Genomic DNA, 20591 nt, shown 5'->3' with positions numbered 1-20591 from the left:
TTATTCTTTAATGATTTTAATTGATTTTTCTTCTCCATTACTGTAATTAAGCAAAACAGCATAAATACCACTTGGGTAACTCTGAAAAGGAATATTTTGGCTATTTGCTTTAGCATCTACTTTATACTCGATTAATAACTGCCCTGTTATGGAGAAAACCTTAATTAAAGAAACATTATTCTCTGCCGGGAGTTGCCATGCAAGGTAAAGTTCTTCCTTTACCGGATTAGGGTAATAGGAAATTACATCTTCCTGAGAAAATTTCAACAAATCATCTTCAGTAAGAGCTTCGATCTCTTTTATTTCTTTTGCAGGTTTTGAAGTGCATGATAAACACAATACACGTGTAATCTGATTTCCCGCATTGTCGTAACTAAATTCTAATTTTTGTTGTGCCTGTGTTAGAAAAGAAAATAGCAATATCACAAATAGTAATTCTTTTTTCATATAAATAGCATTGTTGGGTAAGTTTTAATTTTGTGCAAATATCACTTAAAGTGATGCTTATAAGCAATACCTACTTTTAGTGATATTATGAATAAATTCGTGTAACTAAAATGAAAAAACTCTATGTTTTTTTGTTCTGGCTTATCAATAATCTCCAAAAAGATACAAGAAACCAACGCCTATTTTTGCAAATAACTGATCTATAGAAACCAATAAAAAAGCTGCCAAAAATTTTACAATTTTTGACAGCTTTCAAAAAAAAAAAAAAATATCAATCTTTATCTCTTTTCCAGAAAGAGTATGTTTTTAAAATTCATCTTAGAATCCGTAAACAAGGGCTAAAAGCACCTGAGAAGCAGATTTAGTTACTGCTAAATCAGAATCTTTAAATACTTTATCAGAATTAGAATCAAGTCTAAACTCTGGAATAATAGTTAAACCGTTTATTTTGTAATTTCCTGACAAAGTAAAAGCTGTTACATTTGTATTACTTGAATCACCATATCCTTCTTTGAATTTAAAGTATTCGCCACGCAAACCTAAAGCAAAAGCATCAGTAATCGCATAAGATGGGTATAAAGCTGCTCCTGTATAACCTACATCACCTTCGTTTGAAAAATCAGCAGCGTTTAAACCTAATTTGAATTTATCCGTTAATTGGAATGTTGCAGTCAAATCAACAATAGTACCACTTACTGAGCCATCCATAAAATTCAAATAAGCACTTGCTTTATCTGTAACATAAGACAATTGACCTCCTACAGCATTTAATCCTTTTTGCGGATCAGCATTATATTTATTCCACGAGTCATTAAATACTCCTACCATTGCTCCAAATTTTTCAGTTATAGCATAATTTGCTTTAACTCCTGCATTTTGGAATGGGCCATTGGTAAACATATAAGAAGTAGAGTAATGAAAGTTCCCCACCGGAGAGATTACCTCATACCCAATAAATGTTCCCATATAACCTGCAGTCAAACTCAGTTTATCCGAAACTGCATAAGTAGCGTATAAATTTTGGATGTGGAATGAATTTGCTTCATTTGCATCAGTTCCATCACCATTTGGAATAGATTGATATTGCCCTCTTGGTCCAAAAGAAATTTCACCTACAAAAGAAATATTTTTTATTTTTTTCTTCAAAGCAATGTCTAACATTCCTAAAGAAACTGAATTGTGATCTGTTGCGAAACTTGTTGGTATATTAGGAACTTTGGCAAAATCATATTTGTAATATATATCTCCAGAACCTGAAATTTCTAAAGGAGTAGTTGCTGGAGTTTCATCTTGTGCAAATGCAATACCTGTTGTTAAGGCTAATGATAAAATACATAATAATTTTTTCATGTGTAAATTGGTTTTAGTTATTAATTGATTCTGGTTAGTTAAATTTTTATCTTTTATTAATTAATATGTTGTCATTTTATGGGCTTCAAATTTGCTTAAATCACCATCATTTTCTTCAGCGAATTTATTAACTTTTGTATGACTAAAAGAATTGAAAACTATTTTTTTAATGTTTTAGATAAAGAATTACGGATTACAAAAATTAAATTAAAAATAATCGTTTTTTCATATTTATAAGGATACGTTTTTAAAAATATAATAACGGTTTTTTACAAATTACAAGCAAAAAAATACGGGTTAATCAATTATTAAAGACGAAAAAGACATGTTTTTAAACCAATTTTATCAAAAAAAATAAAATAACCCCATAAAAAACAAGGGGTACTAGTTAAAAAAAATCAAAACACACAAAAACCAATTAACCCAAACACTAATTAACATTTAAAATAAAGCAATCAAAATTCTTACAAAAAAAAGACCTGACTAATGTAACGTATAACCTTTAAAAACACAAAAGCCCGTTCAAAACAAACGGGCTCTTCTTAATCACAAAAAATGACATTATTCCTGGCTATTGTATTTTCTTAAAAATTGACGAACTTTTACTCCGGACTCTTTCAAATCTTTTTCTTTCCAGCCTCCTGTTGATTTCGCAGATTTTTGTAAAACCGAACACGTTTCATCTTTATCAGAAACAGACCATGTTATCCAACTTAACTTTCGGGATTCCATCCAATCAATATATTCCTGCCAGGCTTTAATGTTTAGAGGCCCGTCACCTGTAGCCTCCATACCTGCTGATTCTGAAATAAAAATTGGAAGTCCGCTTTTAATTGCTTCATCGGTTCTGTCCCTCAATTCCTTTCCATGCGTTGCAGCATAAAAATGCATCGTATACATTATGTTATGGTATCCTAAAATAGGATCGGCTGCCGGAAGATTCACATCCTGATCCCAATTTGGCGAACCAACCAAAATAATATTTTTAGAATCATTGCTTCTTATCACCTTAATGATTTCTTCTGCATAGCTTTTAACTTCCGGCCATGTTTCATGATCAGGTTCATTGAATATTTCATATATTATATTTGGATATTTACAATACTTTTTAGACATCTCGTCGAAAAAAAACCTCGCTTCTTCTAAATTTATATTATGACTATGCCAATCTATAATTACGTATATATCAGATTTTATTGCACCTTTTACAACTGTTTCAATTTTATCTTTTGAAAACTGTGGTTCCTTTGTATAGGGCATCTGCCCTAATTCGATTCCCATAGCTGCACGAACTACATTGCAATTAAAGTCTTTTTTTAGCCAGCTAACTACTTTTTGATTATAAAATCTTGGCCACATACTATGCCACCCAAAACTCATACCCCTTAAAACCACGGGAATATTATCTTTATCAACCAATTGAGTTCCGTGAACACTTAACTGCCCATGCTTTTTCACAAATTGAGCATTAGCAAAACAGCCGATTAATAATAAGGTAGAGACAAAAAGTCTAATTTCTGTTTTCATATCAAAAACTGTTATGGAGTTAATCTGAGAGTTATAACATTGTGAGGAGTAATATCAGCAATGAAATTCTTTTTTGTATTCCCTGCTTCCTTATTTTTCCAAAGATCTTTTATCCTGAAAACTGTTTTATTAAAATCTGCTTCATAACCAAAATCAGCATCTTTAATTATATATTTTTTCCAATCGAAATTGATTTTCTTTGAAACTTCACTCCTATTTAAGAACGTTACTGCCCAATTCCCCTCTGATAAAGGTTTTACCCAAACTTCCAATCCATCCTCTGCAAGATATTTAAAACCCTGAATTCCTAATTTATCCTGATTAACCGCAATTAATTCTTTGTTGGTTAAAATTGCTAACGTTTCTTTTGACATTTTTCTGTAATCATTTCCGCTAAACAAAGGCGACGCCAACATACACCATAAACTAAAATGCGCTTTATCTTCGGTATCGTTCATTTCATTCCCTACTTCCATCATATCAAAATCATTCCAGTGATCAGGTCCTGAATATTTACGAATATCTTTACGCATGTCTGCAATTTTCATAAATCCCCAGGATGACCAATTTTCAGGGTGTTTAAATTCGCAGTCAAAACATGGATAAATATCTCCTGAGATTCTCCAAAGGTTCCCAACGGGTTTTCCCCACTCCCAAGGCTGGTTATCACCCCACTCACAAAGACTAAACACAATAGGTCTTCCGGCAGTTTTTAAGGCATTACTCATTGTTGTATACGCTTCTGGAGCGGTAATTCCTTTTGTGTTACACCAGTCGTATTTCAAAAAATCGATTCCGAGCTTAGCATAAAAACGTGCATCCTGATATTCATAACCCCTTGTTCCGGGATATCCTGCACAAGTTTGGATTCCTGCACAATTATACAATCCAAATTTCAAACCTTTGCCATGTACATAATCAATTACTGCTTTCATTCCGTTAGGAAATTTAACAGGATCAGCAACCAAATCGCCATTAACATCGCGTTCTTTTGCCATCCAGCCATCGTCAAGCACAATATAATTGTAACCTGCCGCTGCCATTCCGGATGAAACCATAATATCCGCTGTTTCTTTTACTAATTTTTCATCGATACTAGTTCCAAAAGTATTCCATGAGTTCCAACCCATTGGAGGTGTCATGGCTAAACCTTCAAATTTTCCTCCGGATTGTGTGTGAGTGTTTCCCTGACTGAAGCCTAAACCTGAAATACCTAAAGCCAGTACTAAAATTATTTTTTTCATTTTTTTTAAAATTAAAAATACATTATAAAAAGAATTCCCTAATTTTTCAATTAGGGAATATCTTAAACTAACTCAAATTGACCAATTCTTATTTTATAAAAATCCTAGATCGTCTATATAAATAACACTACCAGGAGTTAGTGAGATTCCTGAAAATTCCTGAATAAGAATTTCATCAAAATTCCCTCCACTTATAAGCTCAGGATGTAGGTCTGAAATAGGTATTGAAATATTATTCCATTGACCTGGCACCAAAGTAACTGTCGTACCTTTAGCTGAGTTATATAAATCATTACTATTTATATTAACAAAAATCTTAGTACTTTCAGTAGAAAAAACAGACATTTTAAAAAATTGATAATCCGTAGTATTTAGAATTATATTAGATTTCATCGTAATTCCTTCCCAGTTCCCTATTACTTTTTTAATTGAATATGTCCCTCTGCTAACTTTTTCGGTACTTTGCCAGATAACTTCACCTCCCCAGCCACCTCCGGTGCCTTTTAATGAGTCTTCGTATAGCAAGTATTTAAGACCTATACTGCTAGAGGCAGATATTCCAAAATCTGTCTCTACAACAATTAGTGAGTACGAATCAAAATCAGATGGAACAGTTGCCTTTATTTCTGTTCTAGACACTACAGTAATTGCAGCTGCAGTAGATCCGAACCTTACACTCTTAACTTTTACAAAATTTTGCCCTGTGATTGTAATAACATCTCCTGGGGAAGCCAATACTTGTGACAGACTTGTAATTACCGGAGCAGGAGGCGTTAACTCAATTACATTACTTAAAACATTTACAAAACCATTTGTCCCGTAATAATCTAATCCTGGTGCTACTTTATCAGATCCGTTTACCTTCAAAACACCATTGGTTACATTGATACTCAATAAATACAAATCAGGATTTACTGCATTTGCCATTGTAGCATACTCCCCTGTTTCTAAATAATCAGCTTCTACACCTTCAAGCTTAGCAACTCTCTTTTTGAAACCTTTAACAACATGACTTAAAACAAGTTGCTTTAAATTTTCTACAGGAACTAAATTAATATCCGGATATCCTAAATCATTTACGTAACCGTTAGCTACCAAATAAGCATCTAGAGTAGTATTATCAGGAACAAAATAGGTAAAATCTTCAGTTGTATTTAATATAGATTCCAAACCTGTTAATTCTATTGCTTTTGCAAACGTAGTTAAATTAGTATTTGCGTGAAGCAACCCGTATGCTGTGTTGTAATTTTGTTCTGCTCCTCCAATATCTTCAATATCATTATTACAAGAAGAAACCGCAACAGCCAAAAAGACACATACAGCAATATGTTTTACTTTATTATATATATTTTTCATAAATTCTCTTTTAGTTTTTAATTATGGATTCTAATAAACAAACTCAACTAACTATCGAAATTATTTTTTAAAATCCTTCACAATTATTTTAATACCAATCCAATGTCATCAAGTAAGATTGTGTTTCCACCAAAACCACCAAACTCCTGCCATCCTATTTTGCTTAATACATTTGGATTACCTAAGTCACTAAAAGGGACTTCTATATAAGTCCAAGAATCAGATTTAAATTCTACTACTTTAAAATTATTATTAGGTTCTCCATTAATAAACAACTTCGCTTTTCCGGCTTTTAAACCTTTAACCGAGAATCTCACTGCTTTGAATTTATCTGTATCTGTAAAATTCCAAAAAGCAAGAGCAATAATATAAGCATCCCATTCACCTGATTTCCATTCAATACACTTAGATCCTTGACTAAAATCTTTAGTATATGCTAAATCAAAAGTGTTGGTAGCATCCCATTTTTCTTCCCAACCCCAAATATTAGTAGGAGCATCGTCGTAAATAGCGCTTCCAAATGCCTGATTAGCAACAGTTGTACCTGAAACATTCGTAATCGAAAGATATTTATATTTAATATCCTCTGGAACTTTCACTTTTATTTCAGTCAGCGATGATTCAATAGGTTCAACTGTTGTAGTCCCAAAATTCACCACAGGTCGTAAAAAATATTCTCCTGTAATCGTGATTATATCTCCAGGGTTAGGATTAATTGGAAATCCTTTAATATTAGGGTTTGGAGGTCTGACAGCTACAGTATAGTTCAAAGTACCTTTACTGGTAACTATTTTCATTTCGTCCATTTCATTATAATATGGCGTTTTTTGATCCACTAATACAACGATTGTATTATCTGTTACCATTGTCGGATTAAAATAAGATTCTAATCCATTAAATGAAATTGATTTTAATGTTGCAAAACCAGATCCCCTAATAATATAATAATTTCCTGCGTTAATAATCTCTGTAGGGACATCAACTTCTCTATCTCCATCCACCAAAGGATCATCCACTACAGATTTACTAATTCCTGTTACTTCAAGCTTACCGGATGAATTTTCAGAATCATTTGAACATGAAGTGAATAGTAAAATTGAAATCGAAACCAAAAAACACAACTTCAATAACATTCTATTTTTTATATTTTTCATATTGATTTACTTTTAAAAAATTAGTTAAAATTGTAAGGGACCGGTGCTTCTTTCAGTTTTGGATTTTTTCTAACTTCAATATCTGGTTTTGGGTAAACAAAATCAGTTGGTGTAGGTGTATAATGCATTACCCCTTGAGAATCAAAACCCCTATCCTGTTGAGAGATTATACTAATTGCTTCCTGACGAGGAAGTCTTCCCAAATCGAACCAAAATTCTCCTTCAAAAGCGAATTCAACTCTACGTTCACGAAATAAAGCCGTTTTTGTTAAAGCTGCATTAGTTCCTAAAATATCAAGACCTGCTCTAGATCTTACTTTATTATATGATTCTTTTGCAGCAGCATTAGTAGTCTCATCAGCCCCTGCCATAATTGCCTCAGCATGAATCAATAAAAGATCAGCATAACGCATAATATAATTGCAATTATTCATTCCTCCCCATGAATCTGCCGGTCCTGTTTCACTAGTAGCCTGACCCACTACATATTTCTTAACAGCCGCACCTGTGTTGCCCAAAACACTTGGGTATTTATCTTGATCCATTACAAAACCTACCACACCATCAGCTTTGATATTTGGATAAGAATCACCATAAATCATAAAAGACTCTTTTCTTCTTAAATCTCCAATTTCAAAAGCATCCTGAACATCATTACTTGGTACATAAGTAGCACCGTACGAAGCATTATCATTTAAAATATCCAGTCCATATTGAATATTAGAAAAATTTCCTCCTCCATAAGTATTTATAGCACCAGACCATTGCCAGGAATAAATAGACTCTTCATTATTATTTTTACTTGTCAAAAACAAATCTGCAAAATTTGGCATTAAACCAAACTCCCCAGAATTAATTACTTTTTCAGCCATTAATTTAGAATCTGCATATTTTTTTTCATACAAATATACTTTGGCTAAAAATGCTTCAGCAGAACCTTGCGTTACAAATACATTTTCACTACCAGGAGTTCTGGATCTAATTTTTGATTTTAGATTTGCTGCTGCATGTTTTAAATCGTTTTCAATAAATGTATAAACATCTTCAACTCTATTTGTATTAACTAACGGGTCTTTTGCCAAAGCTAAATTATCTTCAATAATAGGCACCGGTCCATACAAACGAACTAAATAAAAATAAGCAATGGCTCTAAAAAAATGGGCCTCTGCAATAGTGTTTTTAATTACAGCAGGACTGACGTTTGAAGTAGCATTTTTTTCAATATTATTAATTAAATTATTTGATTGTGCTACAACTGCAAAACAAGCTCTCCATGGATCTAACAAGATAGGGCTGTCAGAAGTTAATTTAAACTGAATCAGTTCTGGACCATCTGCATAGGCTAAACAATTTCCTGATGATAACTCAGACAATGCGTAAAAATTTTTGGTATAATAAGGAGACCACATTGCGCCGTACATCCCATAAGTAGTTCGTGTTACTTGTTCGTCAGTATTATAAAACTGATCACTGCTATAACTATCTTCAGATGGACGATCCAAGAAATCTTCGCTACAAGAAGTAGTTACCAAACCTAGTATTAAGAACAAAACTAAGGTCTTTATATTGATATATTTTTTCATAAGAGTAGTAATTAAAATTCTAAATTCAATCCAAAAGTAAAAGTACGGTTGGTAGGATAACGTCCTGAATCAACTCCAGACAATAAAGGATCCTGATTATAAGAACCTACCTCTGGATCATAACCTGTATATTTGGTAAATGTGTAAAGATTTTGGACACCTAAGTAAAATCTTAATTTACTAATACTTGCTTTTGAAATAAAATCCGAAGGTAAATTATACCCTAAAGTCACTTGCTGAATTCTTAGATATGAGCCATCTTCTACATAACGATCAGAGATTGCTATATTTGGATGCCCGTCTGCACCATCAGGTCTTGGATATTTTGCATCAACATTTTCTGGTGTCCAAAAATCTACAGCTTCTGCTAATTGATTTTCATATAAACGTTGGTTTTTAGTACCGGCACGTCTGGTTAAGTTCATTACTTTATTTCCATAAGACCCTTGTAAAAAGACCCCTAAATCAATATTTTTGTATTTAAACGTATTATTGAAACCAAAATTAAATTTAGGCTGTGGATTACCTATGTAGGTCAAATCCTTATCATCAATCAAACCATCTTTATTCTGATCCACATACTCAACATCTCCTAATTGACTTTTCACAGCTTTATTCCCCGTAAAAGGAATAGGTGCATTGGCTAATTGCTCATTAGTTCTGATAATTCCAACTGTTTCATATCCGTAGAACTGACCAACTGGTAAACCAACAACAGTTTTGGTCACCGCTTTAGTGGTATAATCATTAAGTAGTGCATCTTTTGTTAAATCAAAATTATCCTGTAAGCTTAATAGTTTATTTTTATTAGTAGAGAAATTCACTTTAGAACTCCAAGTAAAATCTTTACCAAACTTTTCATTGTAATCTAAAGTCATCTCAAAACCTTGATTTCTTAAGCTTCCTAAATTTACACTTGGTGCTCCTAAACCTCCTTGATAATTATCTGTACCAGTAACATAATAAGGCAATGGCAAGACGAATAAAAATCCAGCCGACTGTTTTCTATAGACTTCAAATGTTGCCTGAAGTTTTGAATTAAAAAGTGTAAAATCCAAACCTAAGTTTGTTTGTTCAGAAGTTTCCCAAGTTAAGTCAGGATTTGCAATATTGTTAACTGTAAAGTAGTTACCCAATGCAGATTTTATCGCACGAACAGTACTCATGTAAGCTCCACCTCCAATATTTTGATTTCCGGTTTCACCATAACCAAGTCTAATCTTGATATTATCAATATATTCTTTAGCTCCTTGCATAAAACTTTCATTTGAAAGTTTCCAATATCCTGAAAATGAAGGAAAGTAGCCCCATTTTTGACCTGGTCCAAAATTAGAACTTCCATCCGCTCTCATTGTTGCCTGTAATCCATATCGATTGTTATAATCGTAATTAAAAGTTCCAAAGAAAGAGTATAAGGCAGAGCTTCCTTTGTATTCTGAAGCTGTAAGTGTATCAGGATCACCTAAACTAATAGAATGAATATCATTACTCAACAAACCAGAAACCGTTTGTGAATTTCCAAACCAATGACTATCGTTAGCCTCCTGACCTGCTAAAACATTAAAATGGTGTTCGCCAGCATCATGCCTATAAGTTAAAACATTTTTAACATTAATACCATACCAATTGTTAGCTCTCTCTGTCAACTGATTAGTTTCTCTAACAGCTGCACCCCATACATAAGTAGGCTGAAAGCCTTCAAAATTATCAATATTAGTAGAACCACCGAAATCAAATCTGTATTCAAGTCCTTTTGCAATTCTAAAATTAGCATAAAAATTTCCTAAGAAATTCTTTTTGACCAACTTGTTAGTATTCATCAAAGCTGAAGCTACAGGGTTAATCCAAACACCTATTGATCCATCTGCTGGGGGTCCTGCATAATTTCCATTAGTATCTCTTACTGCAACATCTGGAGTAGACAAAATAGAAGTACTGATAATACCATTGCTTGCGCCATTGATTGTAATATCCTCATTTGTTATTCCCGCTCCAATAGAAACGCCAACAGACAACCAATTTTTTATTTTAGTATCTATATTTGTTTTAAAATTATATCTCCCGAAGCCGGAACCCACAACAATACCTTCCTGATTAAGATAACCTCCAGAAATATAGTAATTAGTCCCATCTTTTGAGCCGGAAAATGAAACCTGGTGATTACTCATTACTGCCGTTTTATAAATCTCATCCTGCCAATTTGTTCCTTTACCCAAAACAGACGGAACAGCAAATTCATCCCTCGGAGCTACACCATAAACAGCTGCCAAAGCATTTTGCTGTGTCGCATATTGACTCAAAGTCATCGTATCCAATAAACGAGTTACATTTTGAACAGAATAATACGAGTCATAAGTTATTTTACCTGTACCTTTTTTACCTCTTTTAGTAGTAATAATCACAACACCATTAGATGCTCTGGATCCATAAATAGCAGTAGCAGAAGCATCTTTTAGAATATCCATTGTTTCGATATCATTAGGATTTAAAAATGCAATAGGACTTGTAGTTACGTTCCCTGTATTTGCACCCAGATAACCACTCACAATAGTACCACCTGTAGCAGTATTGGCAGCATCTCCAGAAATCGGAATACCATCTACAATATACAATGGCTCATTAGTTCCTGAAATAGAAGTTGTTCCACGTATTTTAACCGACACATTACCTCCCGGCTGGCCTGAATTATTCGTAACCGAAACCCCTGCAGCACGTCCTTGTAACAATTGTTCTACTGATACTTGGGGAGAATCTGCTATATCCTTTGTAGTGACAGAAGAAATAGCACCCGTTAAATCCTTTCTCTTAACACTTCTATATCCTACATTTACCAACACTTCACGTAAATCTTCTGCGCTTAGTTTTAAAACTACGTTGACTGTCCCACCATTTTTAACATTAATTGTCTGAGTAACATAACCAATAAAAGACACCGAAATAGAAGCATTTGCTGGTACATCAATAGAATATTTACCATCAAAATCTGTAGTAACTGTTTTTTTTGATCCTATAACCGAAATATTAGCACCCGGTATAGAAAGTCCTTTATCATCCGTTATCACTCCCGTTAATTTAACCTGAGCCGTAATAAAATTACTGGTCAGCAACAGAAATAAAATCAATGGAATTGCTCTGTGGTTAGCATTCCAATGAATAAAATTAGTCATTAGTTTTTTCATAATAATGTTTTGGTTAGTTTAAGTTTAATACTTCTATAAAGAGAGTAAAATGATAGTTGAACATTTTACTATTTTATTTTAACAAATCTATAACAGATCCACATATAAAATTAATAGTATTATATCATTTAATGATAATATTTTTACTTTAACGATTTAAAAAAACACATAGTGAAATAAAAATATTGTTTTTTTACATTATTCGTAATTAACACCCTGACTTAGACCAAAACAATAAATATTATTTAACAATTCCCAAAAACTACAACGATTTCGTTAAAAATAATATTTGTTTATGCAAAAAAAGTATCATTACAAAATCCTCTTTAATCCAGAAAAATCTTCTCTATACTGACTAGGCGTGCAGTTCTTAATAGCTTTAAAACTACGGTTGAAATTTGCGATGTTATTAAATCCAGACTTAAAGGCTACTTCCGAAACACTCATATCTTTTTCAACCAACCAACGGGCTGCATAACCTATACGGATATCGTTGATATAATTTACAAAAGTTTTTCCTGTACGCTTTTTTATAAACCGGTTAAACGAAATTATAGACATACTTGCAATATTGGCCACATCTTCTAAAGTAATTTTATCAGCAAAATGTTTCTGCACATATTCATACACTAACTTCATTTTATCATAATCTTCGAAAGTATCATAATCTACTGTGTAAGTAGAAAGCAACCTTTGATTTCTGGAATTAGCCAAATCATACAATAACGAGGTGATTTCCAAAAAATAATCTATTCCATCTAATTTTGAGAGCTTTACCAGCCTAGGGGTTAATTCTTCAGCCACTTTTTTAGAAAATAAAATACCGTGTATTGAACGGTTAAACATATCCCGAATCGGATTCATAATCCGTCTGGAAAGCAAGGTTTCATGAAATAAATCATTATGAAACTGTATCGTAATTTCATGTATTTTTTTACTTGTGCATTTATTTAACTCCCAGCCGTGATACAAATTTGGTCCTATCAAAACCAACTCAATATTATCAATTTCTTCAATATTATCTCCAACAACGCGCTTAACTCCTTTTCCGTTTAAAATAAAATTAATCTCAAATTCCGGATGATAATGTACCGGAAAATCAAAACTGTCTTTAACCCTGTCAAAGACTAAAAAACTATCTCCGCTTGAAAGTGGCGCAATTTCTCTATAAAAATTTTTAGCAGTACTCATCCTATTATATACTTTTAAGAATATGAAACAATAAATTTAACTGCAATAATATGATATATAATTGATAAAATAATATTAATTCTACTTCAAACATCCAATTATCTTTGAAAAATAAAATTATCAATTCTTTTAAAACAATATTAATTATAAACATTAATCGTTTTTAAGCTAGTATATTTTTATAGTTTTAATAATTTTAAACAAAATACAGCTCCAAATCAGTGTTGCTAAAATTATTAAACAGCAATGATCACTATTGTACTGGAACTAATAAAAATTTTAAATGAAAAAAAACATACTAACCCTAATCATAACTGTATTTACAGGAGTTTCTTGTTCTTCTCAGGGTATTATCGACAATACTAATTTATCAGTTTCAGATAAAAAAGCGACACCTGCAACGGTCTCTCTTTATAAAAAACTGAATGTTTTAGCACAAAAGGGATATCTTTTTGGGCATCAGGATGATCTCGCTTATGGAGTAAACTGGAAATATGAAGATCTCCGCAGCGACATAAAAGAAGTTGTCGGGGATTATCCTGCAGTTTACGGATGGGATATTGCAGGTTTAGAAAAAGACGCTGTTAACAATATTGATGGAGTGCCGTTTGAAAAGATGAAGCGTTACATTAAAGAAGCTAATGAAAGAGGTGGAATTTCGACAATAAGCTGGCACTTTGATAATCCTGCAACCGAAAAAAATGCTTGGGATAATACTCCAAACTCCCTAAAAACAATTTTATCAGGTGCTGAAAACCATAAAAAATTCACTTCGTGGCTGGATAAGGCTGCCAATTTCTTTTTGTCATTAAAGGATAAAAAAGGAAAACACATACCTGTTCTTTTCAGACCTTATCATGAACTTACAGGAGGCTGGTTCTGGTGGGGAAAAGGGAATGGAACGCCAGAAGAGTTTAAAGCTGCATGGAAATTCACCTTCGAGTATCTGCAAAAAAAAGGAGTTCATAATTTGATTTATGTCTATAACACTAGTAGTTTCAGTTCGAAAGAAGATTATTTAGCCAATTACGCAGGTGATAATTATGTAGATATTCTGAGTTTTGATGCCTATCAAAATAGTGATGATAAAGGGGGTGAAAAGTTTATAGCCGAAGTTCAGAACCAGCTAAAAATCATCAACGAAATTGGTACTGAAAAACACAAATTAACCGCTGTAGCTGAAGCAGGATACGAAGCTATTCCCGATGCAAAATGGTGGACAGAAACTTTAACAAAAGCTATAGGCGATTATAAAATATCTTATGTTTTACTCTGGAGAAATCATGGCTGGCAGGAAAAAGAACAAAAAATGCATTATTATGTTCCTTATTCAGGTCAAATAAGCGCAAAAGACTTCGTAGATTTTTATAATCTTGATAAAACCTTATTCGAAAAAGACATTAAAAAAATATTAAAATAACGAACTAACCAAACTACCAACCCTTAAAAAGAAACTAAATGCACGACAAAATCAGTTTGAAAGAAAAAATAGGCTACGGACTCGGAGATGCCGCCTCTTCTATGTTCTGGAAAATCTTCAGTATGTATCTTCTGTTTTTCTATACCGATGTTTTCGGACTAGCGCCAGCAATAGTAGGAACCATGTTTTTAATTACCAGAATCTGGGATTCTTGTTTCGACCCTATAGTTGGCATTATTGCTGACAGAACCAAAACAAAATGGGGAAAATTCAGACCTTACTTGCTTTGGGTTGCCGTGCCATTTGCCGTTATCGGGGTTTTGACTTTTTATACACCTGATTTTGATGAAAAAGGAAAAATAATTTATGCCTACGTCACCTATTCGGCTATGATGATGATTTACTCATTGATCAATGTTCCTTATGCTTCGCTTTTGGGGGTAATGTCTTCTGATCGTAAAGAAAGAAACACTTTGTCTTCTTACCGAATGGTTTTTGCGTTTGGAGGTAGCCTTCTGGCACTTTGGCTCATTGAACCTTTAGTTAATTATTTTGGAGGAAACCTTAATTCAAAAACAGGATGGCTGACTACAATTGTCATATTCGGAATCATAACAACTGCTTTTTTCTGGGCTTGTTTTTTCTGGACAAAAGAAAGAATAAAACCAATAGATGAAGAACAGACAAACCTAAAGGAAGACTTGAAAGATTTAATAAAAAACAGACCCTGGTGGATTTTACTTGGAGCTGGAATTGGCGCATTGATATTCAATTCTATACGCGACGGAGCGGCGGTTTACTATTTTAAATATTATGTAAGCAGTAGTGTGAATTTTGATTTCTCTCTTTTTGGAACCAACTTTCACATGACACCAACTTCTATTTATTTGGTATTAGGTCAAGCCGCAAACATTATTGGAGTTATAGCAGCAACACCGCTTGCTAATAAATTTGGTAAAAAGAAAACCTTTTTTGGCGCAATGGCATTAGCTGCAATCTTAAGTTTAATTTTCTATTTATTCGGAAAAGAAGATATTTTACTCATCATGAGTTTTCAGGTATTAATTAGTATCTGTGCCGGTTGCATCTTCCCTTTAATCTGGTCCATGTATGCCGACAGTGCTGACTATTCTGAATGGAGACAAGGGCGCAGAGCTACAGGACTGGTTTTCTCTGCATCATCAATGTCACAAAAATTCGGATGGACCATTGGCGGTGCCGGAGCAGGATGGCTTTTGGGGTACTATGGCTTTAAGGCAAATGTTGAACAGACTGCTACAGCTCAAAACGGAATTCAATTAATGTTAAGCATACTTCCCGCAATCGCTGCAGCAATATCAGTAGCATTTATTGCATTCTATCCTTTATCTGAAGAAAAATTACAAATAATAGAACAGGACTTAAACGAAAAAAGGGACAAAAAAAATTAAAATTACAGATTTAGAAATTGATTTATATGACAACAATAACCACTTCAGCTACTTTTCTGGATAGAAAAGCAGCATTAGAAAAAGAGCATCAAACGCTCATTGAACAAAAAAATGAGCCTCAAAATACAATAGGCAACGGTATTTATCAGCGTTATAAAAACCCAGTAGTTACAGCAGCACATGTACCTCTGAACTGGCGTTTTGATTTTAACGAGGAAGCCAATCCGTTTTTACAGGAACGTATCGGAATAAATGCTGCTTTCAATGCAGGTGCGATGAAATGGAATGGTAAATATCTGCTGGCAGTACGAGTGGAAGGAATTGACAGAAAGTCTTTTTTCGCTATTGCGGAAAGTCCAAACGGTATCGACAATTTCAAGTTTTGGGATAAACCCTGTGTGATTCCACAAACAGAAGAACCGGACACCAATGTTTACGATATGCGTCTGGTACAGCATGAAGACGGCTGGATTTATGGAATATTTTGTACAGAAAGAAAAGATCCAAAAGCAACTAAGGCTGACACAAGTTCAGCTGTAGCTAATGCAGGGATCGTTCGCTCAAAAGATTTAGTGAATTGGGAAAGGCTTCCTGATTTGATTTCGAATACCGGTCAGCAACGAAATGTCGTTTTACACCCTGAATTCATTAACGGAAAATATGCTTTATACACGCGCCCTCAGGATGGTTTTATTGATGTTGGTGCAGGTGGCGGTATCGGTTTAGGTTATGTTGATGACATGAAAAATCCTGTTGTTAATGACGAGAAAATCATTTTTGGAAAACACTATCATACTGTTTATGAGTTAAAAAACGGCCTCGGTCCTGCTCCTATCAAAACAGAAAAAGGCTGGCTCCATCTGGCACACGGTGTCCGTAATACCGCCGCAGGATTGCGCTACACATTATACATGTTCATGACAGACCTTAATGATATTTCAAAAGTTACCCACGTTCCGGCAGGACATTTTATGGGACCAGAAGGAATAGAAAGGGTTGGAGATGTTTCGAATGTGTTGTTTTCTAACGGATGGATTGAAGACACAGACGGAACTGTTTATGTGTATTATGCTTCTTCGGATACCAGAATGCATGTTGCCGTATCTTCAGTAGAAAAATTAGTTGATTATGTCACTAATACTCCGGCTGATACCTATATATCTGCTGGATCTGTTGAAACAATAATCAGCCAGATCGAAAAAAACAACGCAATATAATTTATCGTGTCATTAAAATTACAGCAGCTTAAAGCCGAATTATCCGCTGAACTGGATTCTATTTTAGCGTACTGGTCAAAAAATACAATTGACAAACCAAATGGCGGTTTTATTGGTCAAATAGATTCTAATGAAGAAACAATTCCAGATGCTGAAAAAGGATCTGTCTTAAATGCCCGAATATTATGGTCATTTTCTGCCAGTTATCAGGTTACAAAAGACGAATCTCATAAACAAATTGCCAAAAGAGCTTACGAATATCTTTCTCAACATTTTTATGATCCTGAATTTGGAGGCTTGTTTTGGAGTATCAATGCCGATACAACTCCAAAAGACACTAAAAACCAAATTTACGCTTTAGCATTTGCCATTTATGGATTATCTGAATATTATGTTATTTCAAAAGATGAAAAAGCTTTAGCTACGGCAATCAATTTATATTTAACGATACAAAAACACAGTTACGATCCCGTAAACAAAGGTTATTTAGAAGCTTTTACACGCAATTGGCAGCCTATTGAAGACTTACGCCTGAGCAGCAAAGATGCCAACGAAAAAAAAACCATGAATACACATTTGCATATTATTGAGGCGTATGCAAATTTATTTAAGGTGTGGAAAGATCCAAAACTGCAAAGTGATATTATTGAATTATTACAAACGATCGAAGAACATTTCATCAATACCCAAACAGGTCATTTGCATTTGTTTTTTGATGAAAACTGGATTGAAAAACCTGATGTTATCTCTTATGGACATGATATTGAAGCAGCATGGCTTTTATTGCAGTGTGCCGAAATTTCAGAAGATAAAATCCTGATTTCGAATTATAAAAAACATGCTATTCAAATAGCAGAAGTAACCTGTGAAGGATTGGATTCAGACGGAGGATTATGGTATGAATTTGACCCTAAAAAGAATGAATTGGTTGCTGAAAAACATTGGTGGGTACAAGCAGAAGCTCTGATAGGCTTTTATAATGCTTATCAATTAACAGGAAATGAAAATTATCTGGATATTATTTTCAAAAACTGGGATTTTATAAAAAAACACATTCTTGATTCTAAAAACGGAGAATGGTTCTGGGGAGTTTATCGCGATTATTCTTTAATAGAAAAAGACAAAGCCGGTTTTTGGAAATGTCCGTATCATAACAGTCGCGCCTGTTTAGAACTTATACACCGAATAAAAGCCTAAAAAGATTCACTTAAAGGTTAATTTTTATATTAAAAATAATAATTATGAAACAATTTCTTTTTTTTAGCTTACTGTTTATAACTACAATAACAAACGCCCAGATCAATCTGATTAAGAATGGCGGATTTGAAAATGAATTAATCAATTGGCGTGGCGAAGAAATGGCATCGCTTTCTTCCTATATTAAAAAAACAGGAAAAAACAGTGCTATGATTAATCAGTTTGTAGGCGCTGAATGGAAAGCACTCGACCAGACTATTTATATTCCAAAAAACACCTACGCAGTCGAATGCAGTGTCTGGATGAAATCTGATGGTATAGAAGAGCAAAAAGAAAATTACAAATCAGGTGAAATGATTGCTGAATTTACTAATTCATCTGACAAACAACTGTTTTCAGAACCAGTTGCCCAAATAAAAGGAACCACTGACTGGGTAAATTATAAAAAGACTTTCAAAATTACTGCTGATGTAAAAAAACTCAGAATTATGCTGGCTTTGGCACAAACTAACGGAACTGTTTTTTTTGATGATGTACAAGTCATTGCTCTCACTGAAGAAGAATACTTTAAATTAAACCCTATAATTACGGTTGCTGAAGGCCAAAAAATAAAACAATTTTCAAATGGAAATTTTGAAGAGAACCTTTCGTCATGGAATGGATTCGGATTAATTTCTACAGACAGTAAAGAAGGAAATACAGCAGCAGAAATAATTTCTGAAACAGCTGAATGGAGATCAATCGATCAATTGGCAGAAATTAATGATGGTGATAAAACAATAGAAATTTCGGGCTGGTTAAAAGCCAAAAATATCATACAAGGTAAAGACCCCTGGAATACCGGTTTGCTATTTATTAAATTTGAAAAAGACGACACAACTCAAGCTTCTGAAGATCAGGTAATAGGCACAATTACAGGAAATACTGACTGGATATTATTTAAAAAATCATTCCCAATTCCTAAAACAGCTACAAAATACCGAATAATGATCGCAATGAGTGTTTGTACAGGCACATTACTTGCTGACGATATTCAGGTTAAACTCTCTAATTAAAATGAAAAATATTTTATTAAAAACCACATTTATAAGCCTTATCCTGTTAACATTTGTAAACTGTTCATCAGATAAAGACCCAGAAAATGAAGTTATAATTGATCCACCAGTGGCCGAAACTGCCCCGTTAACAACTTCAAATGCAACCACTTATATGGTTGATCCAAATGCTACAAAAGAAACTGTAGCTTTATTTTATAATTTAAAAAAACTGGCTAAAACCAAAACTGCAATTGGGCAACAAGATGCTTTTAACAGCTTTTATCAGGATGCCAGTGGCGATTCTGATATCAAGAAAAATACTGGTTATGATCCTGCCATATTAGGTTCGGATTTTATGTTTATAACCGACAAAAACAATAATAATCAGTCTGACAATTGGTTTTATCAGCAAGAGCAAAAAATTACTTCAGATGTAAAATCAGCTTACGCCAAAGGCATAATCAATACTTTTTCATGGCATTTGAGAGAACCTAATAATGAAGATTCATTTTATGCAGCTGACATGACTACTGAGCAAAAAAATACTGCTTTTAAAAGTATTTTACCTGGCGGGAGCAATAATGAGTGGTACAAGAAAAAACTAGATAAAGTAGCCAGTGTAGTTTCTAATTTAAAAGGTGTAAATGGTGAATTAATCCCTATAATATTCAGGCCATTTCACGAATTTGACGGAAGCTGGTTCTGGTGGGGGGCAAATTTCTGTACTGCAGAAGAATACAAAGCCGCTTATAAATTTACGGTTGAATATTTAAGAGATACAAAAGGGGTTCACAATGTTTTGTATGCTTTTTCACCGGATAACTCTTATTCTACAGAAACGAATTACTTAAGCCGGTATCCCGGAGACAAGTACGTTGATGTTTTAGGAATGGATAATTACGGGGATTTTAACAATCAGGGACAAACAGGTGCAGATAAAGCAAATACCAAGCTGAAAATCATTTCAGATTATGCTAAATCAAAAGTAAAAATTGCTGCTCTGACCGAAACCGGTTATCGTGTAACAAGTTCAACCCCTCCTGTTGCAAATTGGTTTTCGACTTATTTATACAGTGCTTTGACATCAAATAGTATTGAAATCAGTTATGTAATGTTTTGGAACAACGACAGCGCCGGTTATTATGTTCCGAATGGTTCGGCTTCGAATGATGCTGATTTTAAAACGTTTGCAATAAAAACAAAATCGGCTTTGGTAAACTCTTTGCCAAAAATGTATGAGTTACCTAAATAAATAGTTA

The 20591-nt window shown here is 33.6% G+C and carries 15 protein-coding genes; 6 read left to right on the top strand and 9 right to left on the bottom strand.

From position 1 onward, the window contains the following. The 9 genes from DMB65_RS00860 to DMB65_RS00820 form a co-directional block, all read right to left on the bottom strand. On the bottom strand, positions 1-447 hold the full coding sequence (locus DMB65_RS00860) for a T9SS type A sorting domain-containing protein (RefSeq protein ID WP_110304786.1): 447 nt from the start codon (positions 445-447) through the stop codon (positions 1-3). Positions 448-765: 318 nt separating this feature from the next. Next, positions 766-1797 carry a porin gene (locus tag DMB65_RS00855; RefSeq protein WP_110304785.1) on the bottom strand — a complete coding sequence of 344 codons (1032 nt, stop codon included), beginning with the start codon at positions 1795-1797 and terminating at the stop codon, positions 766-768. Between the two features lie 561 nt (positions 1798-2358). Beyond that, a complete protein-coding gene (locus DMB65_RS00850; protein ID WP_110304784.1) occupies positions 2359-3324 on the bottom strand; it encodes a glycoside hydrolase family 5 protein in 966 nt (321 codons plus the stop codon). Between the two features lie 11 nt (positions 3325-3335). Next, a complete protein-coding gene (locus tag DMB65_RS00845; RefSeq protein WP_110304783.1) occupies positions 3336-4568 on the bottom strand; it encodes a glycoside hydrolase family 27 protein in 1233 nt (410 codons plus the stop codon). A gap of 93 nt (positions 4569-4661) precedes the next feature. Then, complete coding sequence (locus tag DMB65_RS00840) at positions 4662-5924, bottom strand: fasciclin domain-containing protein (protein ID WP_110304782.1); 1263 nt, start codon at positions 5922-5924, stop codon at positions 4662-4664. An 83-nt stretch (positions 5925-6007) separates the two neighbouring features. Beyond that, complete coding sequence (locus DMB65_RS00835) at positions 6008-7078, bottom strand: IPT/TIG domain-containing protein (RefSeq protein WP_110304781.1); 1071 nt, start codon at positions 7076-7078, stop codon at positions 6008-6010. A gap of 20 nt (positions 7079-7098) precedes the next feature. Then, positions 7099-8661 (bottom strand): RagB/SusD family nutrient uptake outer membrane protein, encoded by a 1563-nt coding sequence (locus DMB65_RS00830; protein WP_110304780.1) that lies wholly within the window; start codon positions 8659-8661, stop codon positions 7099-7101. A gap of 11 nt (positions 8662-8672) precedes the next feature. Continuing rightward, positions 8673-11840 (bottom strand): SusC/RagA family TonB-linked outer membrane protein, encoded by a 3168-nt coding sequence (locus DMB65_RS00825; protein ID WP_110304779.1) that lies wholly within the window; start codon positions 11838-11840, stop codon positions 8673-8675. 312 nt (positions 11841-12152) lie between these two features. Then, positions 12153-13031, bottom strand: a complete 879-nt coding sequence (locus tag DMB65_RS00820) for an AraC family transcriptional regulator (RefSeq protein ID WP_110304778.1) — start codon at positions 13029-13031, stop codon at positions 12153-12155. Positions 13032-13314: 283 nt separating this feature from the next. Here DMB65_RS00820 and DMB65_RS00815 point away from each other — a divergent pair, with 283 nt between their 5' ends. From DMB65_RS00815 to DMB65_RS00790, 6 genes are read left to right on the top strand one after another with little or no spacing between them, the layout of a single operon-like run. Continuing rightward, positions 13315-14451, top strand: a complete 1137-nt coding sequence (locus tag DMB65_RS00815; RefSeq protein ID WP_110304777.1) for a glycoside hydrolase family 26 protein — start codon at positions 13315-13317, stop codon at positions 14449-14451. 38 nt (positions 14452-14489) lie between these two features. Continuing rightward, on the top strand, positions 14490-15881 hold the full coding sequence (locus DMB65_RS00810; protein ID WP_110304776.1) for an MFS transporter: 1392 nt from the start codon (positions 14490-14492) through the stop codon (positions 15879-15881). Positions 15882-15907: 26 nt separating this feature from the next. Next, the gene (locus DMB65_RS00805; protein ID WP_110304775.1) at positions 15908-17098 is read left to right on the top strand and encodes a glycoside hydrolase family 130 protein; all 1191 of its coding nucleotides are present in this window, start codon (positions 15908-15910) and stop codon (positions 17096-17098) included. A gap of 6 nt (positions 17099-17104) precedes the next feature. After that, on the top strand, positions 17105-18295 hold the full coding sequence (locus DMB65_RS00800) for an AGE family epimerase/isomerase (RefSeq protein ID WP_110304774.1): 1191 nt from the start codon (positions 17105-17107) through the stop codon (positions 18293-18295). A gap of 44 nt (positions 18296-18339) precedes the next feature. Further along, positions 18340-19350, top strand: a complete 1011-nt coding sequence (locus DMB65_RS00795; RefSeq protein WP_110304773.1) for a carbohydrate binding domain-containing protein — start codon at positions 18340-18342, stop codon at positions 19348-19350. Between the two features lies 1 nt (position 19351). Further along, positions 19352-20584, top strand: coding sequence for a glycoside hydrolase family 26 protein (locus DMB65_RS00790; protein WP_110304772.1), 1233 nt, complete (start codon positions 19352-19354; stop codon positions 20582-20584). Positions 20585-20591: the final 7 nt, after the last annotated feature.

Origin of the sequence: Flavobacterium cheongpyeongense, assembly GCF_003202435.1 — a bacterium.
In the GTDB taxonomy this organism is placed as follows: domain Bacteria; phylum Bacteroidota; class Bacteroidia; order Flavobacteriales; family Flavobacteriaceae; genus Flavobacterium; species Flavobacterium cheongpyeongense.
This window is presented reverse-complemented; position numbering and strand designations above follow the sequence as displayed.

Excerpts from the sequence above, each read along its gene's own strand:
- DMB65_RS00820 (WP_110304778.1), bottom strand. The coding sequence starts at position 13,031 with ATGAGTACTGCTAAAAATTTTTATAGAGAAATTGCGCCACTTTCAAGC.
- DMB65_RS00830 (WP_110304780.1), bottom strand. The coding sequence starts at position 8,661 with ATGAAAAAATATATCAATATAAAGACCTTAGTTTTGTTCTTAATACTA.
- DMB65_RS00795 (WP_110304773.1), top strand. The coding sequence starts at position 18,340 with ATGAAACAATTTCTTTTTTTTAGCTTACTGTTTATAACTACAATAACA.
- DMB65_RS00850 (WP_110304784.1), bottom strand. The coding sequence starts at position 3,324 with ATGAAAACAGAAATTAGACTTTTTGTCTCTACCTTATTATTAATCGGC.
- DMB65_RS00810 (WP_110304776.1), top strand. The coding sequence starts at position 14,490 with ATGCACGACAAAATCAGTTTGAAAGAAAAAATAGGCTACGGACTCGGA.
- DMB65_RS00815 (WP_110304777.1), top strand. The coding sequence starts at position 13,315 with ATGAAAAAAAACATACTAACCCTAATCATAACTGTATTTACAGGAGTT.
- DMB65_RS00860 (WP_110304786.1), bottom strand. The coding sequence starts at position 447 with ATGAAAAAAGAATTACTATTTGTGATATTGCTATTTTCTTTTCTAACA.
- DMB65_RS00845 (WP_110304783.1), bottom strand. The coding sequence starts at position 4,568 with ATGAAAAAAATAATTTTAGTACTGGCTTTAGGTATTTCAGGTTTAGGC.
- DMB65_RS00855 (WP_110304785.1), bottom strand. The coding sequence starts at position 1,797 with ATGAAAAAATTATTATGTATTTTATCATTAGCCTTAACAACAGGTATT.
- DMB65_RS00840 (WP_110304782.1), bottom strand. The coding sequence starts at position 5,924 with ATGAAAAATATATATAATAAAGTAAAACATATTGCTGTATGTGTCTTT.
- DMB65_RS00790 (WP_110304772.1), top strand. The coding sequence starts at position 19,352 with ATGAAAAATATTTTATTAAAAACCACATTTATAAGCCTTATCCTGTTA.
- DMB65_RS00835 (WP_110304781.1), bottom strand. The coding sequence starts at position 7,078 with ATGAAAAATATAAAAAATAGAATGTTATTGAAGTTGTGTTTTTTGGTT.
- DMB65_RS00805 (WP_110304775.1), top strand. The coding sequence starts at position 15,908 with ATGACAACAATAACCACTTCAGCTACTTTTCTGGATAGAAAAGCAGCA.
- DMB65_RS00825 (WP_110304779.1), bottom strand. The coding sequence starts at position 11,840 with ATGAAAAAACTAATGACTAATTTTATTCATTGGAATGCTAACCACAGA.